Annotated in this window: 13 protein-coding genes; 12 read left to right on the top strand and 1 reads right to left on the bottom strand. The window is 67.7% G+C overall.

Going from position 1 to position 25434, the window contains the following annotated elements:
* Nucleotides 1-338 precede the first annotated feature (338 nt).
* The 4 genes from AMOR_RS09210 to AMOR_RS09195 all read left to right on the top strand — a co-directional run bounded on the left by AMOR_RS09210 (nt 339) and on the right by AMOR_RS09195 (nt 3980).
* Nucleotides 339-1649, top strand: a complete 1311-nt coding sequence (locus AMOR_RS09210; RefSeq protein WP_248360514.1) for a DNA cytosine methyltransferase — start codon at nt 339-341, stop codon at nt 1647-1649.
* A gap of 65 nt (nt 1650-1714) precedes the next feature.
* Nucleotides 1715-2110 carry a very short patch repair endonuclease gene (locus tag AMOR_RS09205; protein ID WP_248360513.1) on the top strand — a complete coding sequence of 132 codons (396 nt, stop codon included), beginning with the start codon at nt 1715-1717 and terminating at the stop codon, nt 2108-2110.
* 31 nt (nt 2111-2141) lie between these two features.
* Nucleotides 2142-3023: a hypothetical protein gene (locus AMOR_RS09200; RefSeq protein ID WP_248360512.1), complete on the top strand. Its 882-nt coding sequence runs from the start codon at nt 2142-2144 to the stop codon at nt 3021-3023.
* Nucleotides 3024-3350: 327 nt separating this feature from the next.
* Nucleotides 3351-3980 (top strand): hypothetical protein, encoded by a 630-nt coding sequence (locus AMOR_RS09195; RefSeq protein ID WP_248360511.1) that lies wholly within the window; start codon nt 3351-3353, stop codon nt 3978-3980.
* 3 nt (nt 3981-3983) lie between these two features.
* Here AMOR_RS09195 and AMOR_RS09190 read toward each other — a convergent pair whose 3' ends face one another.
* Complete coding sequence (locus AMOR_RS09190) at nt 3984-4811, bottom strand: hypothetical protein (protein ID WP_248360510.1); 828 nt, start codon at nt 4809-4811, stop codon at nt 3984-3986.
* A 432-nt stretch (nt 4812-5243) separates the two neighbouring features.
* Between AMOR_RS09190 and drmD the strand changes: the two genes are divergently transcribed.
* The 8 genes from drmD (at nt 5244) to AMOR_RS09150 (ending at nt 25428) form a co-directional block, all read left to right on the top strand.
* Nucleotides 5244-8525 carry a DISARM system SNF2-like helicase DrmD gene (drmD, locus tag AMOR_RS09185; protein WP_248360509.1) on the top strand — a complete coding sequence of 1094 codons (3282 nt, stop codon included), beginning with the start codon at nt 5244-5246 and terminating at the stop codon, nt 8523-8525.
* 2 nt (nt 8526-8527) lie between these two features.
* Nucleotides 8528-12559 carry an Eco57I restriction-modification methylase domain-containing protein gene (locus tag AMOR_RS09180; protein WP_248360508.1) on the top strand — a complete coding sequence of 1344 codons (4032 nt, stop codon included), beginning with the start codon at nt 8528-8530 and terminating at the stop codon, nt 12557-12559.
* Nucleotides 12556-15948 (top strand): DISARM system helicase DrmA, encoded by a 3393-nt coding sequence (gene drmA, locus AMOR_RS09175; protein WP_248360507.1) that lies wholly within the window; start codon nt 12556-12558, stop codon nt 15946-15948. Before AMOR_RS09180 ends, drmA begins: the two co-directional genes overlap by 4 nt.
* Nucleotides 15945-17735 (top strand): DUF1998 domain-containing protein, encoded by a 1791-nt coding sequence (drmB, locus tag AMOR_RS09170; protein WP_248360506.1) that lies wholly within the window; start codon nt 15945-15947, stop codon nt 17733-17735. Before drmA ends, drmB begins: the two co-directional genes overlap by 4 nt.
* On the top strand, nt 17735-18514 hold the full coding sequence (drmC, locus tag AMOR_RS09165) for a DISARM system phospholipase D-like protein DrmC (protein ID WP_248362490.1): 780 nt from the start codon (nt 17735-17737) through the stop codon (nt 18512-18514). The genes drmB and drmC overlap by 1 nt, the downstream gene beginning before the upstream one ends.
* Nucleotides 18515-18851: 337 nt before the next feature.
* Nucleotides 18852-19988 (top strand): type II toxin-antitoxin system RelE/ParE family toxin, encoded by a 1137-nt coding sequence (locus AMOR_RS09160; protein ID WP_248360505.1) that lies wholly within the window; start codon nt 18852-18854, stop codon nt 19986-19988.
* A 245-nt stretch (nt 19989-20233) separates the two neighbouring features.
* Nucleotides 20234-22678 carry a dynamin family protein gene (locus AMOR_RS09155; RefSeq protein ID WP_248360504.1) on the top strand — a complete coding sequence of 815 codons (2445 nt, stop codon included), beginning with the start codon at nt 20234-20236 and terminating at the stop codon, nt 22676-22678.
* The gene (locus AMOR_RS09150; RefSeq protein WP_248360503.1) at nt 22675-25428 is read left to right on the top strand and encodes a helicase-related protein; all 2754 of its coding nucleotides are present in this window, start codon (nt 22675-22677) and stop codon (nt 25426-25428) included. The genes AMOR_RS09155 and AMOR_RS09150 overlap by 4 nt, the downstream gene beginning before the upstream one ends.
* Nucleotides 25429-25434: the final 6 nt, after the last annotated feature.

Genomic DNA, 25434 nt, shown 5'->3' with positions numbered 1-25434 from the left:
GATCGACACCCGTGCATTCGGCTCCCGCAGCGGCGCGGGCGTGTGTACTTCGTCGCCGCACGGGACTCGAATCGGGACCACGGACGGTCCGACGACGTAGGTTCAACACGGTCGAGCGCGGGTGATCGCTGAAGCGCAAGGCGATCCTCGCGCTCGACGTGTTTTTCGACAGCGGTCGATCTCGGTCGAGCCGCGATCCATTGCAGGAAATGGAGGAAGCGGTGGGTTCGAGAGCAGTCGGGCGGGGCGCGACGCGCAATGGGCAGCCGGGGGTCCGTGCGCCCGGCCGCGGTGTCAGGGTGCGGGGGTAGGGTACGATGCCAGCCTTCGCGCAGACCATGACGACCGACCTTCCCGGCACTCCAGATCTTCAGCTCGTTCTTCCCACCACAGTGGGCGAGCCTGTGTCCCCGTCTCGTCGTGTTCGCCGTCGCTTGAAGAAGGCGCGCAAGCTGCGCGTCGCTGGTCTCTTCGCCGGCATCGGTGGACTCGAAGAGGGCCTGCGGCGCGCTCACCACGAGACGCTTCTTCTGTGTGAGAACGATCTCGCCGCACGCGCCGTGCTTGCCGCGAAGTTCCCTCACGTCAAGTCGCGGCCGAAGGACGTGACGAAGCTGAACAAGCTTCCACGCAAGACCGACCTCGTCGCCGCTGGGTTTCCGTGCCAGGACCTGAGCCAGGCCGGAAAGACGGCCGGCATCGCAGGGGCGCGCTCAGGGCTAGTCGGGCAGGTGTTCCGGCTCCTCGGGTTGAAGGAGGACGGCACCGTCGCGAAGACGAAGCACCGCCCGAAGTTCGTCCTCCTGGAGAACGTCCCGTTCATGCTCCAACTCGCCCGGGGCGAGGCGCTGAACGTCATCGTCACGACCCTGGAGACGCTCGGGTACAAGTGGGCCTACCGCGTCATCGACTCGCGGGCGTTCGGGGTGCCCCAGCGCAGAGAGCGCGTCTTCCTCGTCGCCACGCTCGCGACATTACCGGACGAGGACCCGAGAGACATCCTCTTCGCGGAGGATGCCGGAGAGCCCGGGGAGCCGAAGGAGACGCCGAGGGACGTTGCCTGCGGCTTCTACTGGACGGAGGGGACTCGCGGTCTGGGATGGGGCGTGGACTGCGTTCCCACGCTGAAAGGGGGGTCAACGATCGGGATTCCGTCGCCTCCGGCGATCGTGATGCCCGAGGGCAGAGTTGTGACCCCCGGCATTCGGGATGCCGAGCGGCTGCAGGGGTTCAAGCGGGATTGGACTAAGGCCGCCGAGGCTGTGGCCAGGAAGAGCGCACGCTGGAAGCTCGTCGGGAACGCCGTCACGGTCCACGTGGCGCATTGGATCGGCAAGCAGTTCGCCAATCCGGGCGAGTACGTTCCGCGCGGCGATGTACGTCTGTACGACGGCGCTCCTTGGCCTAGAGCGGCTTACAACGTTGGATCTGGTCGCTTCCACGCGAACGTGTCGTCCTGGCCTGTGCAGCGCCGTCGCAAGCCGCTAGCGAAGTTCGTGAAGGAAGCGACCGACCTCTCCGAGAAGGCCGCGGCCGGGTTTCTGAAGCGGGCTCGTGCGAGCAAGCTGAAGTTCGAGCCCTGGTTCCTCGACACGGTCGAGGCACACGTAGATCGCGTACGAGCCGCCCGGTCCTCAGCCGCCGCATAGGGGCAATGCGTCGCCGCGCGGCCGCGTCACGATCGTCCCCCGAGCTGCTTCGCAAGAAGCTCGTCGTGGACGAGGCGACCTCCATCCGCCTCGGCCGGATACGCCAGCACGGCACGTCGGCCGAGTTGCTCGTGCGGCAGATCCTGCACGGTCTCGGGCTCCGGTTCCGAGTCGGAGCGAGAGACCTGCCCGGATCGCCCGACATCGTTAACAGATCGAAGCGATGGGCGGTGTTCGTTCATGGCTGCTTCTGGCACGCGCACCGCGGCTGCCCTCGCGCGACGGTTCCTAAGCGGAACCGTGAGTTCTGGATCGCGAAGTTCAGCGCGAACACGCAGAGGGACCGTGCTTCCGTGGCCGCGCTGCGCCGGCTCGGGTTTCGGGTGGTAGTCGTCTGGGAGTGCCAGGTCGAGAGGGACTCGCGCCGGGTGGCGCAGGACCTCGCGAACCGCCTTTGTTGACGTTCGGTCGCGGCCTGCTGAAATGCCCAGCATGGCGAAGGCGAAGAAGCCGAAGAAACCGTCCGTTATCCAACAATTCATCACGACGCACGGCCCGATCGACTCATTCGAGCACGTGTTCGAAGCCGCCAAGCCGCGTCCGGACGACGGCGACGCCCGCAAGGCCAAGCACGGCTACGCAGTGCGCCTCTCAGCGGGCGCGGCGGTCTTCATCGCGTCGAAGCTGCGCAAGTTCTTCCCTCCCATCCTGCCGAACCCGGACGGGACGGGCGGCGAGTCACCCGCGCGCACTGGCAAGGGCGTCAAGAAGCTCGACGTGAACTACTCGACCCCGCAGCTCGGTCTCGGCCTAGGCGTCAGCATCAAGACGCTCAACTTCCGGGACGGGAAGACGAAGCGGTACACGAAAAACCCGACGCGACTCGACAACGAACTCCGAGCGGAGGCGATGGACTACCACGACCGCCAGCCATTCGCGGTCCTCGTGGCGGTCCTACTCCTTCCGATCGACGCATGCGACGACGGGGACCGCAACAAGAAGAAGAGCAGTTGGTCCTCGTTCGCGCAAGTCGTAACGGTGCTTCGGCATCGGATGAATCGCCAATCGCCTCGCGACGAAGCACAGCTCTTCGAGCGCGGCTTCGTCGGGCTCTACGAGCACACTGGGAAGCACGCCGGCGAGGTTCTGTTCTTCGACATGGCGGATACCCCGCCGCAGTTCGGGAGACCGAAGGATCTCTACGACCTGAACGGCCTGATCAAGCACATCGTCAACGCCTACGACTTGCGGAACCGAGTGAAGCGGCCGTGGGAGACGAACGCTGACGAGGTAGTTCCCTACGCGCAGCTCCTCGAAGACGACCGGCTGGAACAAGGCGAAGAGGAAGACGAGGACGAGGAGCCGGAGGCGTGATGCTGCTCGATAAGAGGCTGATTCGGAGCCAGCGGATCGTGGTAGGCGCGAAGGTAGGGAGATACCGCCGGACCTCCGCGACCTCGAGCGCCCGCAGGGGTTTGAGGTCGACTGGACGAAGCCCGCGGAGTGCGTCGCGAAGCGGGGGCACCGGTGGAAACTCGTCGGCAATGCCGTCACGGTCGACGTCGCTGCGTGGCTCGGAAGGATGTTGGCGACGCCGGGGCGGTACTGCCCGAGGAACGACCGCCCCTTGAAGCCTGGCAGTCCCTGGCCTCGCGGGGCCTGGGACGTGGGAAACGGGCGGTTTGCGGCGCCGGTGTCCGCATGGCCCGTACGTCGGCGCGCCCGGCCGTTGCATCGGTTCCTGAAGTTCGAGCCGGAGCTGCCCTCGGCGAAGGCCACTGCAGGATTCTTGAGCCGTGCTCGCAGTGGAAGGTTGCGTTTCCCGAACGGTTCCTCGCGGCAGTCGAATCGCACCTGAATGGAAGCCGCGGTCGCGGCATGACGCGCCAAAGCCGGAAGACGCGGCCCGGTCGGCCGCCGTGGAACGTCGACGAAGAGACGTCCATCCGGCTGGCCCGCGTTCGGCGGCGAGACACGACGCCCGAACAGCAGCTCCGTGCAATCTTGCGAGACCTCGGGATTCGGGTTCGTTCGACGAAGCGCCGCCTGCCTGGCTCGCCGGACGTGGTGAGCATCAAGGGTGGATGGGCGATTCAAGTGAATGGATGCTTCTGGCATCGCCACGCGGGGTGCGCGCGGGCGACTCTGCCGAAGCGGAACCGCGACCTGTGGACCGAGAAGTTCGCCGCCAACGTGGAACGTGACCGAAGGTTGGCGAGGGCGCTGCGCGCGGAGGGCTTCAGGCTTCTCGTCGTCTGGGAGTGCCAGTTGGACGAGCGGCCTGCCCACGTCGCCGCCAAGCTCCGCCGTTTCGTGGCGAACGCCGCGTGATCTTCACTGCTGTCGCCACGAGTAGAGGTCCGCGAGTCGCTGGACCATGGCGTCGTAGTGAAAGATGTCGCCGGGCTGCGGAGCTGGCGCGTCCGTGACGAGCTCGACGGGAGTGCGATCGTTCTGGCACCGGACGACCACGATCGCCATCGCGTCGAAGCCGTCCTCCTTCGGGCTCGCGCGGCGAGGTAGCTGTTTCACCTTCTCGATGACCTTCTCCGTGACATCCGGTTGGCGGTGCTTCGAGAGTTCGCGCGCAGTGGGGCTGCGGAAAACCGCGGCCATGTTCACCATCACGAACCCGACGGCAATCGCCTTGTCGCTGTTGCCGTGGATCGTCGCGTGGCTGGAGTTCAGTTCGTCGTAGAGCCTGGGGCGCGCCTTCATGTGCTCCGTCATGCACGCCTTCGCTTCGAGCGCGACGTGCACCGCTCCGACAGGCGCGGCAGGAAGGTCGGGTAGCGTGTTCAATAAGGCGCGTTCCTCGGGCGACAGAAGGATCCCGTACTTGTCCACGAGCGCCCGGAAGCTCCTAACCGGCGGCGCTGGCGCATCCGCGCTGGGTGACCGCGGCGTGCAGAGCACGAGATCGAGGTTCTTCTTCCGGTCCAACCTGAAATCCTTCATCTCGTGGTTGATGCCGAACGCGATCGTTCCATCCTCGATCTGCCGAACCAGCGTCGGACAGTGCTGCAGCAAATCGAACAGGACGCCCCAGCACGCGATCTTCGAGTGCCGATCGGAGCGAGGATGGTACTGCCACTCGGCGCCACTCTTTCCGAACGGCGCGGCTGCGCTCATCGAGCGAGCCAGGATGCCGGGACCGTACATGGGCGAGGATTCTCGGCCCCGCTTCGGATCCTGCAAGTTTCGCATCCAACCAAGGCGGTGAGTGCCTGTGTGCTCGGCATGGCCCACCCGCCGCAGCGCGGACGCGAAGTGCGGGGTCACGTCTATCTGAGGCAACGGCCATCAAGGTCGAGTACCGAAATCATGCGACCGGGCCGGGACGTGCTCGATCGCTGCCCCGGCGCACTCGCGTCCGCGCGAGGTGTACTATCGCCAGCCGCACCCGGGGCGAAGGGGAATCCCGCGCGGACCTGCCGCACTACGCGATCAGACGTTCACGAAGGAGCGTGATGTCGTCGTGAGAATTCCACAGATGCCGTGCCTTCACCCGAACACGTCCGCCCGCGCGGCGAGGAGCTCGCAGCGGTGGGAACAGAGACTTTCAGCGAGCAGAAACGCCGCCCGGGAGCGGTCGTGAAGCGCGCCCCGGAGCCCGAGTCCTTGCCGGAGCGGAATCCTGCGCCGGGCGAACTGGTGCAGGTCCGCTCGCGCCGTTGGCTCGTCGAGGAAGTCACGCCGCCCGCGGACGGCCAATCGCCCGTGGTCCGGCTCGCGTGCGCCGACGACGACGCGCAGGGGCAGTCGCTCGAGGTCTACTGGAACTACGAGATCGACCGGCGCATCTTGGAGATCGAGGGCTGGACCGACCTCGCGAAGAAGGGGTTCGACCCGCCGCGCCGATTCGCTGCCTTCCTGAACACCCTGCGTTGGAACTGCGTCACCGCGACGGATCCGAACCTTTTCCAGTCGCCGTTCCGCGCCGGGATCAAGATCGACGCGTACCAGATGGAGCCGCTGCGCAAGGCGCTGCGCCTCCCGCGCGTGAACCTTTTCATCGCGGACGACACCGGCCTCGGAAAGACGATCGAGGCGGGTCTCATCGCGCGCGAGCTGCTGCTCCGGAAGAAGGCCAAGTTCATCGTCGTCGCCGCGCCGCCGTCCGTGCTCGAACAGTGGAAGGCGGAGCTCGAGGAGCGCTTCGGCCTCGTGTTCGAGATCCTCGATCGCGCGTACCTCACGAGGATGCGCCGGGAACGCGGGTTTGGTGTCAACCCGTGGCGGACGCACAGCCGCTTCCTCGTCTCGCACAACCTGCTCGCCGATCCCGCGTACACGGATCCCATGCGCGAGTGGCTCGGTCCGATGCTCCCGGGCAGCCTGCTCGTGCTCGACGAGGCGCATCACGCCGCGCCATCGAGCGGCGGCCGCTACGGCATCGAGACGAAGTTCACGCGCGCGATCCGCGACCTCGCCGGGCGGTTCGAGCACCGACTCTTCCTCTCAGCGACGCCGCACAACGGCCATTCGAACAGCTTCTCGACGCTGCTCGAGCTCCTCGACCCCTATCGCTTCACGCGCGGCGTGAAGGTGCGGAAGAAGGCGCTCGAGGAAGTGATGGTACGCCGCATCAAGGAGGACATCCGCGAGGTTCAGGGCGGGTTCCCGCACCGCGAGATCGTGCGGCACGTCGTCGACGGGCTTCCCCCGGATTCGCCGGAGCTGGTCTTGTCGAACCTGCTGGACGCGTACCGCACCGCGCGCGAGGAGCGGTTCGCGAATGCACCGCGGCGTGCGCAGGCGACGGCAGGGCTCCTGGTCGTGGGCCTGCAGCAGCGGCTGCTGTCATCGATAGAGGCCTTCGCCCGGACGCTCAAGGTCCACCGTGAGACCGTGGAGCGGCAGCGGGCGAAAGGCACGGCGGTGAAAGCCTCCGTCGCGCCGGATACCGACCTCCTCTCGTCCGCACCCGCTGCGGACGACGAGCGCGCAGGCTGGGCGGGAGAGGACCTCGAGGCCGAAGAGCTGTCGCAGATCGTTGCCGCGACGGAGGAGGCCGAGTCCGAGGCGCCTCGCGGGGGAGACGACGCGCTCTGGGCGCGCGAGCGCGATCTACTGGATCGCATGCGTGACGTCGCCGATGCGCATCGGCACGAACCCGACGCGAAGGCGCGCGTCCTGCTCGACTGGATCCGCGAGAACCTCTGCCCGGACCTTCCGGAGTTCGGGCGGCGCCCGCGCGGCGAGCCGAAGTGGAACGACCGGCGCGTCCTCATCTTCACGGAGAACCGCGAGGGGACGAAGCGCTGGCTGAAGAACCTCCTCGATCAGGCGATCGAGGGCACCCACCGCGCCGAGGAGCGCATCGAAGTCATCGACGGGCTCTCGAGCAGCACGCGCCGCCGCGAGATCCAGCGGCGGTTCAACACGGATCCGTCGAAAGACCCGCTGCGAATCCTCCTCGCCACCGACGCCGCTCGCGAGGGCCTGAACTTCCAGGCGCACTGCACGGATCTCTTCCACTTCGACCTCCCGTGGAACCCCGGACGCATCGAGCAGCGGAACGGCCGCATCGATCGCAAGCTCCAGCCGGCGAACGAGGTCCGCTGCCATTACTTCGCGCTGCCGCAGCGGGTCGAGGACAGGGTGCTCGAGGTCCTCGTCCGCAAGACGAAGACCATCCGGAAGGAGCTGGGCAGCCTGTCCAAGGTCATCGAAGACGACGTGGAGCGCCGGTTGAGCCGCGGCATCCGCCACCGCGACGCCGAGCGCCTCGCGGAGGAGATCGAGAAGGCCGACGTCGATCCCGGGACGAAGCGCGTCGTCGTCGACGAGCTGGAGGACACGCGCGACCGCAGGGAGGAGCTCGTGGCTCAGATCGAGCGGTGCCGAGGGCTCCTCGAGGGCTCGCGCGCCTGGACCCGCTTCGATCCGGCCTCGTTCCGCGACGCGTTGTCGTGCGGGCTCGAGCTGCTCGGCGCGCCTCCCCTCGACGAGGAGCGCGACGAGCAGGGGCGCCCGATCTGGCGGTTTCCGCCGCTCGACCGCCGCGCGCACGCCGACCCGAGCTGGACGGCGACTCTCGATTCTCTCCGGCCGCCGCGCCGCGCGGACCAGAAGGTCGCCGAGTGGCGCCGCGAGGCGCCGATTCGTCCGGTGGTCTTCGAGGACGCTGGCGTGGTGACCGAGGACACCGTCCACCTCCATCTCGAGCAGCGCGTCGCGCAGCGGCTCCTCGCGCGATTCCGGGCACAGGGGTTCATCCATCACGATCTCTCGCGCGCCTGTCTCGCCCAGTCCGGCGATTCGATTCCGCGCGTCATCCTGCTCGGGCGTCTGTCGCTTTACGGCGCGGGCGCGGAGCGGCTGCACGAGGAGGTCGTGCCCGTCACGGCGCGCTGGACCGAACCGTCGCTCCGGAGCGGCCCGCTCCAGGCGTACGCGCGCGAGGCGGAGACGAAGACGCTCGACCTGCTCGAGCGCTCGCTCGGGAACGGCGTCCACGCGCCGGGCAAGACGATCCAGCATCGCCTCCTCGATTCGGCGGCGCGGGATGTCGAGGAACTCCTCCCGCAGCTCGCACCGCGCGCGGAGGAGCTCGCCGCCGTCGCGAGGGAGCGGCTCGCGCAGCGCGGCGCCCGGGAGGCGAAGGACCTGCGTGCCGTCCTCGAGCTTCAGCGCGAGCGCATCCGCGAGGAGCTCGTCCGCCACGAGGGCGAGTTCGAACAGCTCACGTTCGGTTACCGAGACGAGGAGAAGCGGGAGGTCGAAGCCAACATGAAGTCGTGGCGGACCCGCCTCGCGCAGTTCGATCGCGACCTCGAGCTGGAGCCCCGGCGCGTGCGGGAGTTCTACGAGGTCCGCGCCATCCGCGTGGAGCCGGTCGGCGTGGTCTACCTCTGGCCGGAGACGAACTGACGATGGCGCGCATCGATCCGCAGGTTCTCGCGCACCTCGAGTGGATGGGGTTCGTCCAGCCGACCGGGCTCGTGGTGTCCGCGCCCGCGCTCGTCCGCGCCGGCGCGATTCTCGACCGGCGCGATTCGGAGGGGCAGCGGCTCCTCCGGTCGTCGCTCGCCGAGCGCACGTTCGATCCGAAGGACGGGCCGGCGCCGTGGCTGCCCGACTTCCGCGCGTTCGCGTCGGCCGTGCTCGGGTGGAGCTTTTCGCCCAAGGCGTATGCCGGAACCAGCGAGAGCCCGATTCCGGCGGAACTCCTCGCGCCCGTCCCCGGTCACGACGAGACCCTCCGCCCCGATTTCGCGGTGCGGGAGCTCGATCCGCAGGCGGGCGCGAGCGGGTGGCAGCTCCTCGTCCAGGTCCTCGAGCCTGGCGAGGACCTCGACCGCGTGGTCCGAACCGGTGGAGGCCTCGAGGCGTCGCCGCACGGCCGGCTCGAGCGACTGCTCCGGCACACGAACGTGCCAGCGGGTCTGCTGTTCAACGGGCGGGTGCTGCGGCTCGTTTCGGCGCCGCGGGGCGAGAGCTCCGGCTGGGTCGACTTCGCGGTCGAGGACATGGTCCAGACGGCGGGGCGTCCCATCTCGACCGCGCTCCGGCTGCTCCTCTCCGAGCAGCGCCTCCTCGCCCTCCCTCGCCAGCAGCGGCTCGCCGCGCTCCTCTCGGACAGCCGCAAGTTCCAGAACGAGGTGAGCGAGCAGCTCGCGAAGCAGGTTCTGCACGCGCTGTACGAGCTGCTCCGCGGCTTCCAGGCGGCGCACGACGCGTCGGGCGGCGCGCTCCTCCGTGAGGCGCTCGACGATCATCCGGACGAGGTCTACCGCGGACTCCTGACCGTCATTCTCCGGCTGGTGTTCCTCCTCTATGCGGAAGAGCGGGACATGCTCCCGGAGGACGAGGCATTCCTCCGGTACTACTCCCTCGCCGGCCTGCACGAGCGCCTCCGGTCCGACGCGGCGCTGTACCCCGACACGATGGACCAGCGCTTCGGCGCGTGGGCGCAGCTCGTCGTGCTGTTCAGGATGCTGCACGACGGCGCCGAGAGCGGGCCGATGAAGCTGCCGCGCCGGCACGGCGTCTTGTTCGATCCGAACCGCTTTCCGTTCCTCGAAGGCAGGCCGATGTCGGGCGGTCGGCAGATCCATGAGCGGGTGGAGCCGCCGCTCGTGCCGGACGGGACCATCTACCGCGCGCTCGAGAAGCTCCTGGTCCTCGACGGCGAGCGGATCTCCTACCGCGCGCTCGACGTGGAGGAGATCGGCTCCGTCTACCAGGCGATGATGGGGTTCCGCCTCGAGACCGCGACCGGCCGTTCGATCGCGATCAAGGCGCAGAAGAAGTGGTCGGCGCCGACGACGGTCAGCCTCGAGGCGCTCCTCGCCGTGAAGGTCAGCGAGCGCAAGAAGTGGCTCGAGGAGCAGGCTGCGAGGAAGGTGCCGGACGGCGTCACGCGCGCGCTGAAGGAGGCAGAAACGCTCGACGACCTACACGCCGCGCTGTCGGCGCTGATAGATCGCGACGCGACGCCCGACATCGTGCCGGAGGGCGCGATGGTCCTCCAGCCCAGCGAGGAGCGGCGGAGGTCGGGATCGCATTACACGCCGCGCGCGCTCACCGAGCCAATCGTCCGCACGACGCTTGAGCCCATCCTCGCGCGGCTCCGCGGAGCGGACGGAAAGGCACCGAGGCCCGAGCAGATCCTCGACCTCAAGGTCTGCGATCCGGCGATGGGCTCGGGCGCTTTCCTCGTCGAGACGTGCCGCCAGTTAGGCGAGGCGCTGGTCGAGGCGTGGCACGCGCACGGGGCGCTGCCGGTCATTCCGCCTGACGAGGACGAGCGGATCCATGCGCGCCGGCTCGTCGCTCAGCGCTGCCTTTACGGCGTGGACCGGAACCCGATCGCGGTCGACCTCGCGAAGGTGTCGCTGTGGCTCGCGACGCTTGCGAAGGACCACCCGCTCACCTTCCTGGATCACGCGCTCCGGCACGGCGACTCGCTGGTCGGGCTCTCGCGACAGCAGATCGAGGCGTTCCACTGGGACGCGAACGCGCCGGCGTTCCAGGCGGGCATCGAGACGGTACGGATCCGCGATCACCTGAAGAACTTCTCGAACCTTCGCGCACAGATCCGCGGGGCCGGGGACGACACGTTCGACTTCGTGCTGCGCGATCTCTGGGACGAGGCGCAGCGCGAGACCGCGGAGGTGCGGTTCCTCGGCGACCTCGCGGTCGCGGCGTTCTTCGACGGGGACAACGCGAAGCAGCGCCTGGTAAAGCGGGCGGAGTACGGGAATGCCATCGTCACCCGGGAAACCCGAGCGCTTAGGGACAATCTCGAGGAACGGCGGCGCGCGGATCCGCCACTCGTGCCGTTTCACTGGGAACTCGAGTTTCCGGAGGTGTTCGAGAGGGAGCGGCCTGGATTCGATGCCTTCGTTGGGAATCCCCCGTTTCTCGGGGGAACGCTCATCGGGAGCAGGCTCGGGCTCCGATATCATGACTACGTCGTGGCGCTACACGCGCCCGCGACCGGATTAGCGGATCTTGTTGCGTTCTTCCTGCGGAGATCGTTCGACCTCGTGCGAGAGGACGGCACGTGTGGGTTCATCGCAACGAACACCGTTGCTCAGGGCGATACACGATCTACGGGCCTAGAAGCGCTCCTCGCGAGCGGCGCCAGCATCTATCAAGCGTACAAGCGTTATCAGTGGCCGGGGGATGCTGCTGTAGTCGTGAGCGTTGTGTTTCTCCGCAAGGGCGACGTGTTGCCAGATCCTGTTCTCGACGGAAAGCCCGTCGAACGGATTTCCGCATTTCTGTTAACCGGAAGCGCTGATGCAACCCCCAAGGCGCTCGCGAGCAACCGGAATGTGTGTTTTCGGGGAACGAAGATCTGGGGCTCAGGGTTCGTGTTTGAGGAGAGCCCCTCGAATGGCTCCTCTTCTCTGGAAGACATGCGGCGGCTTCTGGAAGCCAACCCGAGGAACCAGGAAGTTGTCTTTGCGTACTTGGGCGGAGAGGAGTTCAACTCAAGCCCAACTCAAAGCCCGAGTCGGTTCGTAATCGATTTCGGTGCACGCCCGCGCGAAGAGGCCGAGAAGTGGAAGGAACTGTTTGCGCTGGTTGAGGAGCGCGTGCGACCCGTGCGCGCGAACAACAAGCAGCGGAACTATCGAGAGCAGTGGTGGCTGCATGCGAATAGGGTCGAAGAAGCTGCACCCTACCTGCAGCGCAATGGCAAACTCCTAACGCTCTCCTGCGTGTCGCAGCACCTCGCGTTGGCGTTCGTGCGAGCAGGCACTGTTGTTCAAGATCGCATGATGATGCTGCTGCTGAGCGGTGATGGGGACTTCGCAGTGCTCCAGTCCCGTTTGCATGAGACGTGGGCGCGGGTGATCGGTACGACTCTAGAGGACACCCTGAGTTACACAACTGTGTGCTTTGACACGTTTCCGCTGCCGATGGTGTCGAGTCGTGCGCTGCTTGGTGATGTGGGCGCGCAGTACTATGCGTTTCGCGCTGAGTTGATGCGCGCGAACGACCAAGGGCTGACCACAACCTACAACCGCTTCCATGATCCCGCTGAACGCGACCCCGGCATCCTGAGGCTCCGGGAACTGCACGCCGCGATGGATCGAGCGGTCCTGGACGCCTACGGTTGGACAGACATCCCGAATGAGTGCGAGTTCCTCCTCGACTACGAGATCGACGAGGAGGAATGGGGGGACAAGAAGAAACCTTGGCGTTATCGCTGGCCCGATGACGTCCGCGACGAAGTCCTTGCCCGACTCCTCGAACTTAACGCCGAGCGCGCGAAGGAGGAGACCCGGTCCGGCGCCGCGACGGACGTTACCCCGAAGTCCGCGCCGAAGAAGCGCGCGAATACCGCGGCGCCGAAGAACGGCGGCGCCGCGCCGAAAGCGCGGAAGAACGCTACAACGACGAAGTCAAAGAAGACGAAGCCGCCGGATTCTGGGGACCTCTTCTCATGACGAACATCGCCGAGCCGAACGCGCCAGGCAACTCACTGGAGGTGCGCGACCGCATCGTCGATGCCTTGCGGCTCGACCTCGTCGGGCCTTGGGCGGGGCACGCCTACGCCGACGAGAAGTTGCCTGGGCGCTTTCGCCCGTCGAATTGGTATCTCGCTGGCTTCATCATCCCAGTGGCCACGCCGCCTGATCGCAAGGGCGATGACGACGAGGATGACGACCTCGAAGAGGTTCCGGAGGAGGCTGGCGCCGTCGAGGAGACGAACGAAGAACGCAAGGCGGCGAAGAAGGCTTTCTTCCCGTCGTCGCTCGGTCTCTCTTTCCTCGTGCCGGCGGACACGACGAAACTCGAGGTCGCAGTCCGATGGGGCGACTACGAGCCGTCGGAGGTCCGGGGAGAGGACGGGAAGGCGGTGCCCGTGTGGCAGCGGAGGCAGCGGGCTGAACCCGTCACGCTCCACCTCTCCGAGAAGCACGGGAAGGCGACGCCCGTGCCGAACTCCGGAGGCCTCGAAGTCGAGTTCGTGGAGCATCCCGTGCTGGGGGACGAAGTCGTAGGCCGCCTGCCTGCGGGCACCCGGTCGATCTCGGTATTCCTGATCAACCGCAGGCAGCCGGACGAGGAGAACCCCGACCTCGCGTATGCCTTCCAGGCGGAGCTGGAGGTGCGTTGCGGTTGCGCCTTCGTGCCGCGTCCGGACCTTCGTGGCTCGCTTTCGGGCGGTGACTGGGACGAGCAGGTCGCCGACCTGCATTACGCCGACGGCCCCGAGTACGCGACGGGGCACGGCGTCTCCGCGGACTGGGAGAAGCAGGGCGGGAGCTGCAGCGTCGTCCGGACCCGTTGGATCCCGGACGCCGAGGTGGAGAAGACGGTCACTACCCAAATCGAAGGCGTCGAGCTGTCGATGACCCGGCTCGGAGCGCTCCCCGACGGGGCGGCCGCTCGTGCCGCGCTGCAGCCGATCGTCGGGGCGTATCGCGCCTGGATCGACGAGGAGAAGGCGCGACTCGGCGAGCACTCCGGCGCGCGCCGGGAGACGGCGGAGGCGCTTCTCGCCAACGCCAGAATCGCCGCCGCCCGTATCGAGCGCGGGATCGCGGTGCTCGCGTCGGACGGCGATGCGCTCGACGCGTTCCGCGTCGCGAACCGGGCGGTGGCGCGCGCCTTGCGCAAGCGGCTGAAGCAGGACGATCCGAGGTGGCGAGCGTTCCAGCTCGCCTTCATTCTTCTCAACCTGCCCGGGATCTCCGACCGCGACGATGCCGAGCGCGAGCTCGTCGATCTGCTGTTCTTCCCGACCGGCGGCGGCAAGACCGAGGCGTACCTCGGCCTCGCGGCCTACACGATGGTGCTGCGGCGCCTGCGCGAGAGGGGCGCGCTGACGGGTGCGGGCGCCACCGTCATCATGCGCTACACGCTCCGCCTGCTCACGCTCGACCAGCTCGCCCGTGCGGCCGGGCTCGTCTGCGCGCTCGAGCTGGAGCGGGAACAGGACAGGAAGCGCTACGGCGAATGGCCCTTCGAGATCGGTCTCTGGGTCGGCAAGGCCGCCACGCCGAACCACCTCGGCCAGAAGGGCGACAAGCGCCAGGACACCGCGCGCGCGAAGACGCAGCAGTACAAAGCAAACCCGAGGTTCAAGCCGTCGCCCATCCCTCTCGAGAACTGTCCCTGGTGCGGCGCAGCTTTCACGCCCGACTCGTTCAGCCTGTTACCGAACGACGATTTCCCGATCGAGCTGCGGGTCGCGTGCGCCAACTTCGAGTGCGAGTTCACGCGCGACCGTCCCCTGCCCATCGTCGCGGTGGACGAACCCATCTACCGCCGCCTCCCCGCCTTCCTCATCGCGACCGTGGACAAGTTCGCGTCGCTGCCGTGGGTCGCCACGTCGGGCGTGCTGCTCGGGGGGGCCGAGCGGCACGACGCGAACGGGTTCTACGGTGCCGCCGATCCAGGGACGGGCAAGCGGCTCGAGAAACCGCTGCCGCCACCCGACCTCGTGATCCAGGACGAGCTGCACCTCATCGCTGGTCCCCTCGGCACGATGGCGGGGCTCTACGAGACTGCCATCGAAGCCCTCGCGACGCGTCCCGGCGCGAACGGACCCGTTCGCCCGAAGATCGTCGCCTCGACCGCGACGGTCCGTCGCGCGAACGACCAGATCCAATCGCTCTTCGGTCGAGCGGTCACCCAGGTCTTCCCTCCGCCCGGACGATCCCGCCGCGACTCGTTCTTCGCGCACACGGTACCGCCGTCGGAGCGGCCGGCGCGTCGGTATGTCGGGATCGCCTCCCAGGGGCGCAATCCGAAGGCGTTGATGCGCAAGGTGGTGCTCGCGCTGATGGGCGCCGCCGAGCGCGCATACCGCGACGCAGGAGGTCACCAGAACGAGAAGAACCCGGCCGACCCCTACATGACGGTGCTCGGGTACTTCAACTCGCTCCGGGAGCTGGGGGGCGGCAGGCGGGTCCTGGAGGAGGAGGTCCAGAACACCCTCAAGGAATACGGGCAGCGGAAGCGCTTCGGAGAGCAGCGCGGCCTGTTCCACGACCGGAAGACGTTCCAGGGCGTCGTGGAGCTCACGTCCCGCATGTCCACGAACCAGGTCGCGGACGCGCGGCGGCGACTCGAGCTCTCCGCTCACGACAGAGAACGCGTCGACTGCGCGATCGCCACGAACATGATCTCCGTCGGCCTCGACGTGCCGAGGCTCGGGCTGATGGTCGTCAATGGCCAGCCGAAGAGCCACGCGGAGTACATCCAGGCGACGAGCCGTGTCGGGCGCGACGACGAGCGCCCGGGCCTCGTCGTCACGTTGCTCAACATCCACAAGCCGCGCGACCGTTCGCACTACGAACGATTCCGCCATTACCACGAGACCTTCTACCGGTCCGTCGAAGGTGGCAGCGTGACGCCGTTCTCGGCGCGCGCGCTCGACCGCGGCTTCGCCGGCGCGCTCGTCGCGCTGGCACGCCATGTCGATCCCCGGCTGACGGTGCCGTTGGGCGCGGAGAAGATCGGCGAGGCGCGGGCGGCACTCGCGAAACGGCTGGTGGACGTGTTCAGCGATCGCGTGAGACAGCAGGGGTTCGAGGCCGCGGAGCTGGAGGAGCGGCTCCGCTCGGTGCAGGGCCGGGTGGTCGAGCTGCTCGACGCGTGGACGACCGTATACGAGGCCTATCGCACCGCCGGCCTCGACATGCAGTACCAGCGGTACGAAGGGCTGAAGGGGCCGAAGCCGCTGCTCAGGGACATGCTCGAGACCGCGTTCGAATCCGAAGCTCACCGCAAGTTCCGCACGAACCGTTCGCTGCGAGACGTGGAGCCGTCGGTGAACTTCTTCCTGCACGATCTGTCCGAAGCTCCGTCCGGAGGGCGGCGATGAGCAAGAAGGCCCACGGCCAGGTGAGGCAAAGCCAAGTCATCACTACGTACGGACCGGGCGCGCTCATCGACCTCCCGACGAGCTCGGCCATCGTCGGCGGCCTCGACAGTTGGCCCAACGAGGGGAGCCTGACGCAGGTCCTCGAGCCGCGTCTGTCGCGCAAGCTCGAGCTCATGACGCAAGTGAAGGCGCCGCGGCTCTACGCGCCCCCTCCCGACACGAACGACCCGCAGGAGCCGCTGAAGGGCATCTCCGTCTGGAGGTTTCCGGAGTGGTTCCTCGTCCAGCACCGGAGCGACGACGATCACGCGCGCTCGCGCCGGCTTGTTCGCCGCGCGGAGCTCGATGGGAACAATAAGTTCGAGGGGTACACGGTCGTCGCGACACGGTTCGTGCGGGCGTGCCGTCACGGCCACGTCGACGACATCGACTGGCGCGAGTTCGTCCATGGGCCCGGCAGCTCCTGCTACAAGCCGCTCACCCTCCACGAGAGCGGGACCGGCGGGGACCTCATCGACCTCACCGTCCGGTGCGAGTGCAAGAAGAGCCGCGGCATGCACGAGGCGTCGCAGATCGAGCTGCGCCCGCTCGGGAATTGTACCGGGCGCATGCCGTGGCTCGGGCGGAACGTCACCGAGCCGTGCAACGAGGTCGCTCGGCTCCTCATCCGCACCGCGTCGAACGCCTACTTCCCCCTCGTGGTGAGCGTGCTGTCGCTGCCCGACCGCGCGAGCGCAATAGATACCGCTGTGCGCGATGTCTGGGACGACCTGCAGAACGTCGAGAACGGCGATGAGCTGAAGGTGTTCAAGAAGAAGCCGAAGGTCGCGGATCGCCTCCACGGCCATTCGGACGAGGACGTGCTCGCCGCGATCCACAGGGTGAAGCACGGGAAGCCGGAGGAGAAGCCCGTGAAGCAGGTGGAGCTGGACGCCATCGTCGCCGCTCCCGAGGGGTACGGTGAGGACGTCCCCCCGGACCCCGACTTCTTCGCGAGGAGGCTTCCCGAGCAGGCCTGGCGATCCCGGAAGATCTCCGAGCCGATCGCCTCCGTCGTTCAGCTGCACCGTCTCCGCGAAGTCGTCGCGCTCACCGGCTTCACGAGGTTCGAGGCGCTCACCCGGGACATCGACGGTGAGTACGACAGCGACGTGAAGGCCGCGAAGCTCGCCCTCGAGCCCCGGTGGTTCCCGGCCGTCGAGAACCGGGGAGAGGGGTTGTTCGTCCAGCTCCGAGCCGATGCCGTCCACGCATGGCTCGCGCGCGACGAGGTGAAGCATCGCGTGGAGTCCCTGATGGCAGGCCACGCACGCTGGGCGGCCACCCAGAAGGGGAAGACGCGCTCGTTCCCCGGCGGGCCTTACGTGTTGCTGCACACGCTCTCCCACCTGCTGATCCAGTCGCTCGCGCTCCGCTGCGGGTATCCGGCGAGCTCGATCCGCGAGCGCATCTACGTGGACGTTCCGGGCGGCCGGTTCGGCGTTCTCCTCTACACGGGGAGTCCCGACGCGGAGGGGACGCTCGGAGGGCTCGTCCAGCAGGCGCGCGCGATCGAGGAGCACCTCGCGCACGCCTTGCGCAACGGCCGGCTCTGCTCGCACGACCCGATCTGCGCACATCACTCGCCAGGGGAGAGCATGGAGGGCCGCTGGCTTCTCGGCGCCGCGTGCCACGGCTGCGCGCTCATCGCGGAGCCCTCGTGCGAGATGCGGAACGACTATCTCGACCGGGCGCTCGTCGTACCGGTGCTCGGCGAGAGCGGCGCGGCTTTCTTCACGAGGCGCTGATGGACACGCTCCTCGACCTGCCGCCTCACCTTCGCTCGCGACTCGCGGGAGCGCTGCGCACGGGAGTCATCGAGCCGCCGTACTCGCCTCCGCTCCTGCGGTCCGTGTTGAGCACGGGGCAGGGACTCGACGCGATCCGCGATGCATTGGTCGCGCTGGATCGACAGGGTGTTTCCGCGGTCGCGATCGCGGAGATGCTCAAACTCATGGCGAAGGTCGAGGCCCGCGCTCCGCGGACGGATCTCGTCTGGTCTGGGCCCGCGGTGAACGGCGTTCACGCGCGGAGCACGCGACGTGTGTACGAGGAGCTCCTCGGCAGCGGCGAACGGCGCGTTCTCGCTTCGACGTACGCGTTCTTCGATGGTCCGCGGGCGTTCGAGGTGCTCGCGACGCGAATGGATGCGGTGCCGGACTTGCGGGTCACGCTGCTCCTGAACATCCAGCGGAAGAGGGGCGATCAAGCACCGGCGGACGAGCTGGTGCGCCGGTTCGCGGACCGGTTCTGGAAATACGAGTGGCCCGGAAAGGCGCGTCCGTCCGTCTACTACGATCCTCGTTCACTCGAGCTCGACGGGCCCGCCGGCGTGCTGCATGCGAAGGCGGTGGTCGTCGACGAGGAGGCGGTGTTCATCACGTCTGCGAACCTGACCGAGGCGGCACTCGATTCCAACGTCGAGCTGGGCGTCCTGGTGCGCGACCGTGCGCTCGCCGCGAGCGTCGCGACGCAGTTCCAGGTTCTCATCGAGCAAAAGCTGCTGAAGCCGCTTCCGGCGACGTAGCGCGCGATCGAGGAACGCGATGCTGACTCACTACCGAACCAGGTTCGACCTCCTTGCCGGCCGGGATCCAGCGGATCCGGCCCGCGTGATCGACGTCTTTCGACGGTGGGTTTCGGAGGTCGAGGAAGCGCCCGTCCCGGACGATGCGCCGCAGGTACTGTTCGTCGGCGGGTCCAGGGTGTCCACGGCGACGGGCCAGGACGGCTCCGACGAGATCATGGCGCTGCGATATCAGCGCCGAGTCGGTGCGACAGACTGGATCACGGAACTCGGGATACGCTCCTCACGAGCGGCGACGAGAGTGTACGTGTCTCTGTCGTCGGCGGCACGAGCCGTCGTGCAGCGCCGTCAGCGGAGTTGGCCTCCCGGGGTCGTCGCGCTGCTCCTGAACGAGTTCGAGGGGACGGCACACATGCCGCTCTCCGCGTCGCCGGTTGCCGCGCTCGAGCGCGGCGACGTCGCCGCGCTGCTCGAGATGCTGCGCAACCAGCGGCGGAGCCTCCCGGTCGTCGTCGTCAGCGTCGACACGTTCTCCGAGCGACCGCTCGTGAGCGCGGACGACCTCCAGAAACGGCTCCTCGGTCTCGCTCAGGTGGTGGTGCTCGGGAAGCGGGCGGCTTTCGCGTTTCGGGACGATCTGGCGTCTGCGCTGCAGGACGAGGCGCTGGCGCGCCGTTGGGGCGTGTTCGGAGGCGCGGTGCGCCTCTATTGGCCGGGGTTGAAGCTCGATCGCGGCGAAAACCCGTTCCAGCACCGGCTCTGGGTCCCGGACTCCGGCGCGCTCGACCTGGGAGTCATGGACGCCCTGTTCGACGACCTCGCCTGGGCGTCGCTGCACGGCGACGTACCGGACTGGGTCGACTCCGCATTGATCCAGCGCCTCGCGGATCGCAAGGCGTTCGAGGCGCTCCGTGCCGCCTCGGCGGACTCGAGCCTGTACGAGCAGTACTGCGCGACACTCGAGCGGGACCTCGAGGCGGAACGGGCGCACCGAGCCGAGGCGGTGGAGCGAGCGGCATCAGCGGAGGGCGAGCTCGAATCGCTCCGGTACCACCTTCGCGAGGCGAACGCCGCACTCACCACGCTTCGGCAGCGCGCCAGGGAGGAGCACGCGGACGCGGCCGTCGACGGTGCCTGGACGGTGGCGACGTTCCGCCTCGGCGCGCAGGGCACGCGAGACTGCATCGACGACGGAATCCCTGCCGAGGAGCGCGCGGAGGTCGCGGATGCGATGCGGTGGCTCGCGGACCCGGAGAGCTGGGCGAATCCGATGGGAAAGCTCTCGAACCTCGGCGGCGGAGTCTACGAGTACCGGGTCAACGTGAAGGATCACTGGAACCGGCTCTTCGTCGCGCGGCTACCCCGCATTCACACCGTCGTCGTGCTTCACGCGTACTCGAAGAAGTCGAATGAGCTCGACCCGGCGGAGGTCAAGGTGGCGAACGAAAGGCTCAAGCAGCTCTCGGTCCGCTGACCCAGACTTCGCTGGCCGAGGCGGCGGACGTGGTGTCCGCTGGGCAACTGACGATCGATCGCAGGCGCGCCCCCGGGTCATGGTACGGCCGGTCGGAGCAGTCCTGAACTGACGCTCTCCCAGGCGGATGTTTTCGGTACCTTGCCTTCGGTCAACGAACGTGTCCGTGCTGGACCTAGTCTTGAAGTTCGAGTCGATCGCAACCCAGCGCATGCCTGGGCGCGATCACACCGGGGGGATGACGAGTGCCGGACGCGACGGAAGCCCACCTCATCGCGGTGTACCGCGACAAGATTCGCTCGTTCCTGGAGACCAACGGCCAAGACCTCACGGCTGGTGATCAGGCCGTCGCCGTTCTCGAGAGTGCGCTCGGCCAGCGCTCCCGACTCTCCGTCGGATTCGTCGGTGAGTCGCAGGTGGGAAAGAGCTCCCTCATCAACGCGTTGCTCGGTCGCAGCGCGTTGCCGGCCGGAGGTGTCGGGCCGCTGACGGCGAGCGCGACCCGCGTTCGGTTCGCGACCGACCCGACCCTCTCGGTCCGTTACCACGCGAAGAAGCAGCTGCAGCAGCTGGCGTTCGCGATCGAAACCCACCTCCTCCGTCGGGGAAAGAGCTACTCGGAGAAGACGGCTCCGCCGGACGACGTGCAGCCGGACGCCGTGCCGCCCGACCCTGCCGAGATCACGGGCGACGACCAAGGCGCGACCGAGGCACGCGCCGAGGCAACGCGAAAGATGTCGTACATGCTTTCGCAGGCGAAGCGCCTCCTCGCCGACAGCGCTGCGGGGGCTCCCGAATCGCGCGACCTGACTGATGAGCTCGCGCTGGAGGGGCTGCGGGCCGTCCTCGGCTTCAAGCTCCGGTGCGATGCCTCCCAGCTAGAGCGCTACCAGCCAAGGATCGCGCAGCTGAAGGCGAAACTCGGCACGGAGGAGGTTCTCCGTCAGTCTGCCCTCGGCACGCCTAAGGCGTTCGACCGCGAGCTGCGTCTGCGGGCTGCGGGATGGCTCTCTCCCCTCGTCGCCGCGTTCGATGTCGGCCTCGACTCGGAGCTCTTGCGCGAGCTGGATCTGGTCGACTTGCCAGGGATCGGCGTCGTGGGGGATCCCGCCGCCCTCGAAGCGCAGAGGTTCGTCACGCAGGACGGCGGGTCGCTCGTGCTCGTCATGCGCAACGCGGGGATGACGGAGGAGCTCGCGCGGCTGTTGGAGCGGACGGGCGCGATCCGCCGATACCTGTTCGGCGGACGTGATGGCAGAGCGCCCATTTACGTTCTCATCGCTGTCACGCACCTCGACGACGTCGCGCGCGAGCAGTACAGCGCCGCCGTCGAGGAGGCGGGAGACGATGAACCGCCGTCGCCGGACGAGATTTTCGGGAAGCGTGCCTCCGAGATGGCCGCGAAGGTGCGCGAGCAAATCGCCATCGCGCTCTCCTCTTCCCCGAGCCTGAACGACCTCCCGGCCGATCAGCGCAATCGGCGAGAGGCGGTGGTGAAGCAGCTCTGCAACGAGATGATCGTCGAGTGCGTCGCCGCTCCGGACTTCGCCGCACTGACGTACCGAAGCGCCGTGGCGGTCCCGGGCTTCCTGCGAACCGCCGAGGCGACCGGCATTCCCGCGTTCCGGCGTCATCTGGAGCGACTGGCGGCGGAGGTCGCCGCGACGCGAACCGCGGCGGTCACGCTCGCGCACACGGCGCTTCGGCGCCTCGTCGACGACCATCTCGCCGCGGTGGAGCAACTTTATGCGGAAGGAGGTGGACAGGCCCAAGCTGCCTGGGACTCCTTTCGAGCCGATCTCGAAAAGAGCCTCCATCAGCTCCGTCCCCAGATGGCAGCGTTTCAAGGAGAGGCTCTCGCGATGCTTCGGGGGGAAGTTCCGAGGCGCATCGAGCTTCTCTGTGCAAACGCCGAAAAAGTCGCTCTGACGCGGCTCAGCCGTCTTCGCGGCTACGGCAAGACGCTTCATTATCAGAGCCTCAACGCAGCCCTCCTGCGCAGCGGTGTTTGGGAACGAAAGGGCATCGATTACCCGGACAGTTTGACGTCCGCGCTCGTAGACACCATCGCGACGGACTGGGAGCCGCAGATCGTCGAAGCGCTCCGCGCGACCCTCCGCGACGTGGCGAATCGATCCCTCGTCCTCGTCGAGAAGCTCTGCGACGAGGCGAGGAAGTACGACTCGAAAATCGTTTCCGACGCCCAGATCGACGCGCAGAAGCGCCTTCTCGTTCAGCAGTCGCAGACTGCCGTCGCATGGACACGCGAGCGTCTCGAGGAACTCCGCGAAGCGGTGCAGAAGCAGCTGTACGACACCGTGCTTCGGCCGATCGACCGCGCGTGCAAGGAGGCGGTCGAAAAGGAGGCGAACCGGCACGCGGGGGCGAAGGACCGCATCCTCGAAGCCTTCCAGGAAGGCGGCGCGAAGGCGGTGGCCAAAGGCGCGGAAAAGGCGAAGGAGCTTCTCACCGAGCGCTACAAGGTGCTGCTCGCGGAGCTCAATAGAGGGTTCCTGAAAGAGCATCATGACCCTGTGCAGGCCGCCTTCGAGGCGTTGACGAGCGAGACGCTCGCCCGCGCCCGACGGTCGGATGCTCAGAAGCGCAAGCGGGTCCTCGACGGTGTCGCGGACGCTCGTAACTTGCTCGCCGAGCTCGAGAACGAGGTCGAGGGGAGGCGCCACTCGTGAAGCTCCTCGTCGCGTCCCCGAAGGCCGGGAGCCCGCGAAGCATTCTCACCGAGCTTTCGTTCGGATTTCCCTCGTTCACGACGGTCTCGCTTCCCGAGCGCGTCTTCACGGGCCTCGACGAGGCGTCCAGGCCCCAGTCCGTCGTCTACCTCGAGCCGGAGATCGACGTCCGGCACTTGCCGACGCCTGCATCCGTGCTCGCCTCGGCGGGCACCGGTGTGGGCTGGGCGGCCGAGACGCGACGCTCCGTCTCGCGGCTCGAGGCGCTGTGGCTTCTCGCGGAGGACCGTCACCGGCTCCTCGACGTCCAGGAGGTGGAGCCGCTCGCGCACCAGGCGTCCCTGGTCGAGCACGTGGTCACGAATCCTGATCTGCGCCGCGTGCTGATCGCGGACGAGGTCGGCCTCGGGAAGACCATCGAGGCGGCGCTCATCGTCAGGACGCTTCAGCAGGCGACGACGCGCCAGCTCCGCGTCCTCTATCTGACCGAGGCGCGGCTCGTGGACAACGTAGCGGAGGAGTTTCAGCGCGTCGGGGTCCGTCTGCGCCGGTGGACCTCGTCCGTTCACGAGGCCCGCCTGGATCCCATCGACGGCGATCCGCTCGTGATCTGCTCGATGCATCGCGCGGTGTTCCGGGTGGACGGAGGGGTCGACCACTTCAAGACGGTCTCGAGTTCGGGCCCGTGGGACGTTTTGATCGTGGACGAGGCGCACCACCTCTCTGACTGGTCGCCCGACGGCACGGATCCCCAAGAACGAATGCGGCTCGTCCGCCACCTCGTGAAGGAGCGGCTCAAGCCCGACGGGCGCCTCATCCTCATGACCGGTACGCCGCACCAGGGGCACGAGTCCAGGTTTCTGAACGTCCTGCGGCTGCTCGACCCGAAGCTCGAGGATCACCGCGCATCGAGAGGGCGGATCATCTACCGGATCAAGGACGACATCCGCGACTGGGAGGACCGGCCGCTGTTTCCACTGCGGTCCATCGAGGCACCGACATTGGTCAACGTGCCCGACGAGTATCGGGAGTGGCTCGACGAGGTCCACGCGCTGTTCACGCCCGGGGCGGGATCGCGCGCCGGAGCTTGGCGGCGAGCGCAGGCCCTGCAGTGGTGCGCCTCGTCGCCGGAGGCCGGCGTCGCATACCTCGTCCGAGTCGCGCTCCGGTCCGGCATGGATGCCGCCAGGCACCCTGGCTTGAAGGCCGCGCTTTTCGTGCTCCGGCCCTGGCGCGGCGGCCCCGCCGACGAGGGGGCTCGGTCACTGCAAGACCGCATGCTCGGATCTCGCCATGTCGATGATGAGGAGGAGCCCGACGGCGAGGTGCCGAACCAGCCCCTGCTCGCGGCGCTGGAACGGGGAACCGCGCTCATCCGGGCCGACGCACTCGCCTGCAAGATGGAGAAGGTGCTTGGATGGCTCGAGTCCGCGCCGGGAGAGAAGCTGGTGCTCTTCGCGCAGCCCGTCGAGACCGTCTACGCACTCCGAGACCGTATCGCGCGGGTGCTCGGAGCCGCCGCAACTTCACTCATCGTCGGTGGCCAGGACGACCAGACGCGCCGCCGCGAAATCCAGCGGTTCCAGGCGTCGGATGGCGCTCGGGTCCTCGTCTCCTCGCGATCGGGCGGAGAGGGCATCAACCTGCAGGTCTCTCGCAGGCTCGTGCATTTCGACGTTCCGTGGAACCCCATGGAAATGGAGCAGCGGGTAGGCCGCGTGCACCGGTACGGGAGCGTTTCGTCCATCATCGTGCATACGCTGGTGCTCGAGGGCAGCCGCGAGCAGCGCGTACTCGACCGGGCTCGCGCGCGCCTCGCCCAGATCGCGCGCGACGTCGATCGCGACCGGTTCGAGCTGCTGTTCAGTCGCACGATGTCTCTCATCCCGCTTCAGGAATTGGAAGCGCTGATGGCGGCTGATGGGTTCGGACCGCTGGATCCGCACGAAGGTGCGCGATTGGACGCGCTTGTGAAGGAAGGCTTCGAGCGGTGGCACACGACCGACCGCGAGTTCCGTGCACAGCAGGCCTCGCTCGCGGCGCTCGACCGCGGCCCCCTCGATCTCGGTGACCTCACCGCGTTCGTCAAGGATTACGTCGGAGCATCGCCGGCCGAAGGCTACATGCGCCGAGTGTTCAAGGACGTTCGCCCCGGCGCGGAACCGGTACTCGCGGAGGAGCCGCTCGAAGCGTTCACGCTCGAGGACGGGACCGTGGTCGCGTTCGGCCGCAACGGCGGAGTCGGAGTCGCGGGACCAGTCGGTGCGCGCGTGCCGCGCAGAGCGGGGCTGAACGACCCTGCGATCGCGGCAGCCGTACGCCGTGCCGTCGGGCTCGGCGGGGACGGTGAGGTCCTCGGCGGTGGGAGCTGCCTCGTGCAACCCTCGCGGCTCGGCGAGCTGGTGTCGTCGGGCGTCATCCCCGCCGACTTCCGGTCAGGGTTCGTGTTCCTCGCGTACGTCGTCCGCGAACTCGAGGCTGGGACCCTCGCCCGAGAGGTCGGCACGTCGCTCCGGTGCTGGGGATTCCGGCCCGGAATCGCCGAGGTCGCGCTCACGCCGCGGCAAGCGGCGGCGCTCGTGCGCCTGCTCCGGGAGCCGCGACCCCGAAAGAATGCCCCCGCGACCGGCGAGCTCGCCGGGCTCGAGGCGCTCGACGAGCGCCTCATCGCGTCGATGAGGCTCGGGCAACCTGCGCGCCCTGTTCCGGCGGTGTTCCCCGTCGCGGCAATTCTCATCGAGCCAGGGTAGGTCAGG

The sequence above is a fragment of the Anaeromyxobacter oryzae genome, assembly GCF_023169945.1.
Classification (GTDB): domain Bacteria; phylum Myxococcota; class Myxococcia; order Myxococcales; family Anaeromyxobacteraceae; genus Anaeromyxobacter; species Anaeromyxobacter oryzae.
The sequence above is the reverse complement of the archived record's forward strand: the minus strand, read 5'-3'. Positions and strand labels throughout refer to the sequence as shown.

Excerpts from the sequence above, each read along its gene's own strand:
- AMOR_RS09210 (WP_248360514.1), top strand. The coding sequence starts at position 339 with ATGACGACCGACCTTCCCGGCACTCCAGATCTTCAGCTCGTTCTTCCC.
- AMOR_RS09200 (WP_248360512.1), top strand. The coding sequence starts at position 2,142 with ATGGCGAAGGCGAAGAAGCCGAAGAAACCGTCCGTTATCCAACAATTC.
- AMOR_RS09195 (WP_248360511.1), top strand. The coding sequence starts at position 3,351 with ATGGCCCGTACGTCGGCGCGCCCGGCCGTTGCATCGGTTCCTGAAGTT.
- AMOR_RS09190 (WP_248360510.1), bottom strand. The coding sequence starts at position 4,811 with ATGTACGGTCCCGGCATCCTGGCTCGCTCGATGAGCGCAGCCGCGCCG.
- AMOR_RS09180 (WP_248360508.1), top strand. The coding sequence starts at position 8,528 with ATGGCGCGCATCGATCCGCAGGTTCTCGCGCACCTCGAGTGGATGGGG.
- drmA (WP_248360507.1), top strand. The coding sequence starts at position 12,556 with ATGACGAACATCGCCGAGCCGAACGCGCCAGGCAACTCACTGGAGGTG.
- drmB (WP_248360506.1), top strand. The coding sequence starts at position 15,945 with ATGAGCAAGAAGGCCCACGGCCAGGTGAGGCAAAGCCAAGTCATCACT.
- drmC (WP_248362490.1), top strand. The coding sequence starts at position 17,735 with ATGGACACGCTCCTCGACCTGCCGCCTCACCTTCGCTCGCGACTCGCG.